The 5,818-nt window shown below is 69.4% G+C and carries 3 protein-coding genes and 1 pseudogene; all 4 read right to left on the reverse strand.

Annotation, left to right across the window (positions count from 1 at the left end; all coding sequences use genetic code 11):
• The coding region (locus tag L995_RS23300; RefSeq protein ID WP_047473870.1) for a patatin-like phospholipase family protein at positions 1-629 on the reverse strand (629 nt) is incomplete at its 3' end.
• On the reverse strand, positions 629-2,764 hold the full coding sequence (gene ligA / locus L995_RS23305) for an NAD-dependent DNA ligase LigA (protein ID WP_047473871.1): 2,136 nt from the start codon (positions 2,762-2,764) through the stop codon (positions 629-631). The genes L995_RS23300 and ligA, both read right to left, overlap by 1 nt.
• 47 nt (positions 2,765-2,811) lie before the next feature.
• Positions 2,812-4,152 carry a cell division protein ZipA C-terminal FtsZ-binding domain-containing protein gene (locus tag L995_RS23310; protein WP_016445918.1) on the reverse strand — a complete coding sequence of 447 codons (1,341 nt, stop codon included), beginning with the start codon at positions 4,150-4,152 and terminating at the stop codon, positions 2,812-2,814.
• A gap of 57 nt (positions 4,153-4,209) precedes the next feature.
• A pseudogene (locus L995_RS23315) lies at positions 4,210-5,818 on the reverse strand (chromosome segregation protein SMC); the annotation flags it as partial.

Genomic DNA, 5,818 nt, shown 5'->3' on the forward strand with positions numbered 1-5,818 from the left:
GCCTCCTCCAGCGGCGGCGCAGCGGCCATGGCGGCAGCGGGCGCCAGCGGCCGCATGTGGCGCCGCATGATGTCGGCATTGAGATCGACCGCGATCACGATGTCCGCGCCCATGGCGCGCGCCAGCGAGGCGGGCACGGGGTTGACGATGCCGCCATCGACCAGCAGCCGCCCTTCGCGCTGCACGGGCGTGAACAGGCCGGGCAGCGCGATGGAGGCGCGCACGGCATCGGCGATGGAGCCCTTGCGCAGCCAGACCTCGGCACCCGAATGCAGGTCGGTGGCCACGGCGCCGAAGGGAATCTTCAGATCCTCGATGGCCGAGTCCACGAAATGCTCGCGCCAGAACGAGATCAGCTTCTCGCCCTTGAGCATGCCGCCCGCGATGTTGAAGTCCATGAAGCCGAAGACCTTGCGCATGCCCAGGCCCAGCACCCATTCCTCGAAGCGCTGCATTTCACCGGCCGCATAGGAGGCGCCCACCAGGGCGCCGATGGACGAGCCGCAGATGATGTCGGGCCGCAGGCCCGCATCCTCCAGCGCGCGCAGCACGCCGAAATGCGCCCAGCCGCGCGCCGACCCGCTGCCCAGCGCCAGGCCGACCACGGGTTTGCGCGGACTCAGCGCCATCAGCCCTGCTCCGCTGCGGCTGCAGCAGGGGGATCACCTGCCAGCAGGGCCAGCATGCCGGCCTCGTCCAGCACGGGCACACCCAGTTCCTCGGCCTTGGCCAGCTTGCTGCCGGCCTCGGCGCCCGCCACCACGTAGCTGGTCTTTTTGCTGACCGATCCGGAGACCTTGGCGCCAGCGGCCTCCAGCATCTCCTTGGCCTGGTCGCGGCCCAGCGTGGGCAGCGTGCCGGTGAGCACCACGGTCATGCCGGCCAGGGGCTGGGCGGTCTGCTCGCGCGCCGCGCCCTCTTCCCAGTGCACGCCGCAGGCACGCAACTGCTCGACCACCTCGCGGTTGTGGGGCTGGGCGAAGAAGGTGTGGATGCTCTCGGCCACGATGGGCCCGACGTCGCGCACCTGCAGCAGTTGCTCGACGCTGGCGTCCATGATGGCGTCCAGCTGGCCGAAATGGCGGGCCAGATCCTTGGCCGTGGACTCGCCGACCTGGCGGATGCCCAGGCCGAAGAGGAATCGCGCCAGCGTGGTCTTCTTGGATTTCTCCAGCGCATCCAGCACGTTCTGGGCCGACTTCTCGGCCATGCGGTCCAGCGATGCCAGGGCCACCAGGCCCAGGCGGTAGAGGTCGGGCAGCGTGCGCACCACATGGCCGTCCACCAACTGGTCCACCAGCTTGTCGCCCAGGCCCTCGATGTCCATGGCGCGCCGCGCGGCGAAGTGCAGGATGGCCTCCTTGCGCTGCGCCGGGCAGAACAGGCCGCCCGTGCAGCGGTGGTTGGCCTCGCCCTTGGGGCGCGACACCGCGCTGCCGCAGATGGGGCATGCAGCGGGCATGCGGAAGTTGGGCACATAGGCCGGCCGGTCGCCGGGCACGCGGCCCACGACTTCGGGAATCACATCGCCGGCGCGGCGCACGACCACGGTGTCGCCGGTGCGCACGCGCTTCTTGCGGATCTCGAACAGGTTGTGCAGCGTGGCGTTGGTGACGATGACACCGCCCACGGCCACGGGCGCCAGGCGCGCCACGGGGGTGAGCTTGCCCGTGCGGCCGACCTGTATGTCGATGCCTTCCATGCGCGTGGGCATTTCCTCGGCCGGGTACTTGTGGGCCACGGCCCAGCGCGGCTCGCGCGAGACAAAGCCCAGCTGGCGCTGCTGGGCCAGGCTGTTGACCTTGTAGACCACGCCGTCGATCTCGTAGGGCAGCGTGGCGCGCTCGGCGCCCATGCGCTGGTGGAAGGCCACCAGCTCGGCCGCGCCCTTGGCAATGCAGACCTGGGGCGCCACCGGGAAGCCCCAGTCGCGCAGCGTCTGCAGCATGGCGTAGTGGGTGCCGAAGTCGGGGCCGCCCTGCGCGGCCGGCGTGATCTCGCCCAGGCCATAGGCGAAGAAGGACAGCGGGCGCTGGGCCGCAATGCCCGAGTCCAGCTGGCGCACCGAGCCTGCCGCCGCATTGCGCGGATTGGCAAAGCTCTTGCCGCCGGCGGCCTGCTGGCGTTCGTTGAGCCGGACGAAGTCGGCGCGGCCCATGTAGACCTCGCCGCGCACCTCGACCACGGGCGGCACGCCCTTGCCTTCGGGCAGGGACAGCGGAATCTTGCGGATGGTGCGGATGTTGTGTGTGACGTCCTCGCCCACCTCGCCGTCGCCGCGCGTGGTGGCCTGCACCAGGCGGCCATTCTGGTAGCGCAGGTTCATGGCCAGGCCGTCGAACTTGGGCTCGGCCACGTATTCCACAGGCGGTGCGCCTTCGGCCAGTTCCAGCTCCTTGCGGATGCGTGCGTCGAAGGCCTCGGCACCCGTGGCCTCGTTGTCGGTCTCGGTGCGGATGCTGAGCATGGGCACGGCATGGCGCACGGGCATCAGGCCGTCGAGCACGGCGCCGATCACGCGCTGCGTGGGCGAGTCCGGGGTGACCAGTTCGGGGTAGGCACCTTCCAATGCCTGCAATTGCTGGAAGACGCGGTCGTACTCGCCGTCGGGCACGGTGGGCGTGTCCAGCACGTAGTACTCATGTGCCCATTGGTTGAGCTGGGCGCGCAGCGCCTGCACCTTGGCCAGCACCTTGTCGGGGGCGGCCCCGGACTCCGGCGCCGCGGGGGCTGCGCCGGAGAAGAGATCCAGATTGTCGTTCATGGGGTTGAGGCCAGGAGCCTGTTGTGCACCAGGGGCACCGCGCCGCGTCAGCTGAACAGTCGCCGCGCCAGCATGGAGCCCGCCGACAGCTCGCGGCTGTCGAGCTTGTCATAGAGTTGTTCCAGGTCGTGCTGGATGGGGTCCAGCGCCATGGCCGGCAGCAGGTAGCCGTTCTGGTCGCAGAGCACTCCATCCATGGTCTGGCACAGACGCTCGGCCACCTGGCGCAGCTGCACGAAGGCCTGCTCGCCGCGCGGCACCTGGGGCACGTCCAGGCTCAGCAGGAACTCGCGCACCACCGAGGTGTCCAGGTCGTCGGCCATGGCCGCCTGCGGGTCGTAGTTGAGCACCAGCACCGGCGGCATGCCGGGCGTGGGCGAAGGCAGGGCCATGCGCCCGGGCATGGAGCCCGGCAGAAAGCCCTGGCGCGATGCGTTCTGCTGCACATAGCCCGCGCTCCAGGAGGCCTGGCGTGCGCGCAGCATGAAGGTGAGCTGGGCATCGTGCTCGCTGGCGAACTGGTCGAGCTCGCGCGCACGCGCCACTTCCTGCAGCATGTCGGGCACGTCGGGCGTGGCGCCCAGCGCGTCGGCAAAGCGCTGCACCTTGGCAACGAACTCGGAGAACTCGATCTCGTTGAGCGCACCCGTGCGGTTGGCCAGCTGCACGCCGGCCTGGAAACCCAGGTAGCGCTGGCCGGGCTGCAGCGGCTCCCACTGGTGGGTGGACTGGTTCATGCCTTCGATGGCAAACGGCTTGTTGCCCGCGCGCCGCGTGGCCGGCTGGGCCTGCAGCGCCAGTTCGCCAGGCACGGCCTGGCCGACCTGCACGGGGGCAATGGCATCGATCAGCGCATCCAGGCCCGGCCGGCTGGCCGCAGCGCTGGTCAGGGCCGCGTCGTTGAGGGAAGGCTCGATGGACTGCGGTGCCAACGGGGATGGCGCAGGCACTGACGCAGATGCGGGTGCCGATGCGCTGGCGTCTTCAGCCGCCTGCAGGGCATGGGCAGCCTGCGCGGTCTGCACCGCCTGGGCTGCCTTGGCCGCCAAAGCGGCCTGGGCCTCGGCCTGGCGCTGCTGCTCTTCGAGCTGGACCAGATGGGCCAGTTCGGCATCGGTTTCGGCAAAGCGGTCCACGGCGGCAGGGCTCTGGCCCGGGGCTGCCGTGCCGAAGTCGCCCAGCACGGGCTCGCGCAGGCTGTGCGTCAGGTCCGGGCCGTGGCCCACGGTGTCCATGCCGGGTTCATGGCGCGAGGGATCGCGCTGCGCCTCTTCGACGGGGTCGGCGCGCTTGGGTGCGTTGCGGCGTGCGGACCAGCTGTTGTAGGCAATGATCAGGGCCAGCACCACAAAGCCCAGGACGGCCAGACTGATTTGCAGGTTACTCATGGAATGAAGGAATGAAACGTCGTTCCAGCAAATGGGTTCGGAAGGTTGCGGACATGCTCAGGATAGCTCAGCCATGGACAGCGCGGACTCCATGTCCACGGCCACGATGCGGGACACGCCCTGCTCCTGCATGGTCACGCCGATGAGCTGCTGCGCCATTTCCATGGCGATCTTGTTGTGGCTGATGAACAGGAACTGCGTGCCCTTGCTCATGCTGGCCACCAGCTTGGCATAGCGCTCGGTGTTGGCGTCGTCCAGCGGCGCGTCCACCTCGTCCAGCAGACAGAACGGCGCCGGGTTGAGCTGGAAGATGGCGAAGACCAGGGCAATCGCCGTCAGCGCCTTCTCGCCACCGGACAGCAGGTGGATGGTCTGGTTCTTCTTGCCGGGCGGCTGCGCGATCACCTGCACGCCCGAGTCGAGGATTTCATCGCCGGTGATCACCAGCTTGGCCTGGCCACCGCCGAACAGCTCGGGGAACATGCGCCCGAAATGCCCGTTCACGGTCTCGAAGGTGCCCGACAGCAGTTCGCGCGTCTCGGCGTCGATCTTGCGGATGGCATCTTCCAGCGTGTTCATGGCCTGGGTCAGGTCCTCGGTCTGCGCATCAAGGAAGGTCTTGCGCTCGCGCGCCAGCTTCAGCTCGTCCAGCGCCGCCAGGTTGACGGCGCCCAGGGCGGCGATCTCGCGGTGCAGCCGGTCGATCTCGCCCTGCAGGCCGTGCATGCGCACATTGGCCTCGGCAATGGACTGGGAGACGGCGGCCAGGTCGGCACCGGCCTCCTCCAGCAGGGTGGAGTACTGCTCCAGGCCCAGGCGCGCGGCCTGCTCCTTGAGCTGGAATTCGGTGATGCGCTGGCGCAGCGGGTCCAGCGCCTTCTCCAGCTGCTGGCGGCGTTCGTCGCTGGCGCGCAGCTTGTTGGTCAGGTCGTCATATTCGCTGCGGCGCGCGGCCACGGCCTGCTCGCGCTGCATCTTCAGATCCAGCGCGTCCTGCAGGCCGCCCTGGGCGGCGGCATCGGTCAGGCGCGTGAGTTCGTCCTGCGCGCGCTGCTGCTCGTCGGCCAGCGAGCGGGCCTGCTGGCTGGCCGTCTCTATGGTGCGGCTGAGTTCGCCCCGGCGCGCCTCCAGGCTGCGCCGCGAGAAGGTGGCCTCCTGGGCCTGGCGCTCCAGCGTGCGCAGCTGCTCGCGCGATTCGTTCAGGCGCCGCTCGGACTCCAGCACCTTGTCGCCCAGCTGGGCATGGCGCTCCTGGCTGTCGGCCAGCTGCATGTCCAGTTCCTCGAAGCGGGCTTCGGCCGCCACGCGGCGCTCCTCGATGTCGGACAGTTGGGCCTCGACCTCGGCCAGGTCGGCACTGATCTGGGCATTGCGCGCGCGGGCCTGCTCGGCCAGCTGCGACAGGCGCAGGGTCTCGACCTGCAGCTCATGGGCGCGGCCTTGCGATTCGCTGGCCTCGCGCCGGGCGCTGACCAGGCGCTGCGAGGCCTCGGCATAGGCGCTTTCGGCACGCACCAGGGCCGTGCGCGATTCGTCGGAGATCAGCGCCTGGGCGCGCACTTCCTTTTCGAGGTGCTCGATTTCCTGGGCGCGTGCCAGCAGGCCGGATTGCTCCGAGTCCTGCGCATAAAAGCTCACGCTGTGGCTGCTGACGGCATGGACGCGG

Source organism: Delftia sp. ZNC0008 (genome assembly GCF_000799035.1).
Taxonomy (GTDB): domain Bacteria; phylum Pseudomonadota; class Gammaproteobacteria; order Burkholderiales; family Burkholderiaceae_C; genus Comamonas; species Comamonas tsuruhatensis.

What these genes read in the sequence shown, in the direction of transcription:
- ligA (WP_047473871.1), bottom strand. Translation starts at nt 2,764, where the DNA reads ATGAACGACAATCTGGATCTCTTCTCCGGCGCAGCCCCCGCGGCGCCG.
- L995_RS23310 (WP_016445918.1), bottom strand. Translation starts at nt 4,152, where the DNA reads ATGAGTAACCTGCAAATCAGTCTGGCCGTCCTGGGCTTTGTGGTGCTG.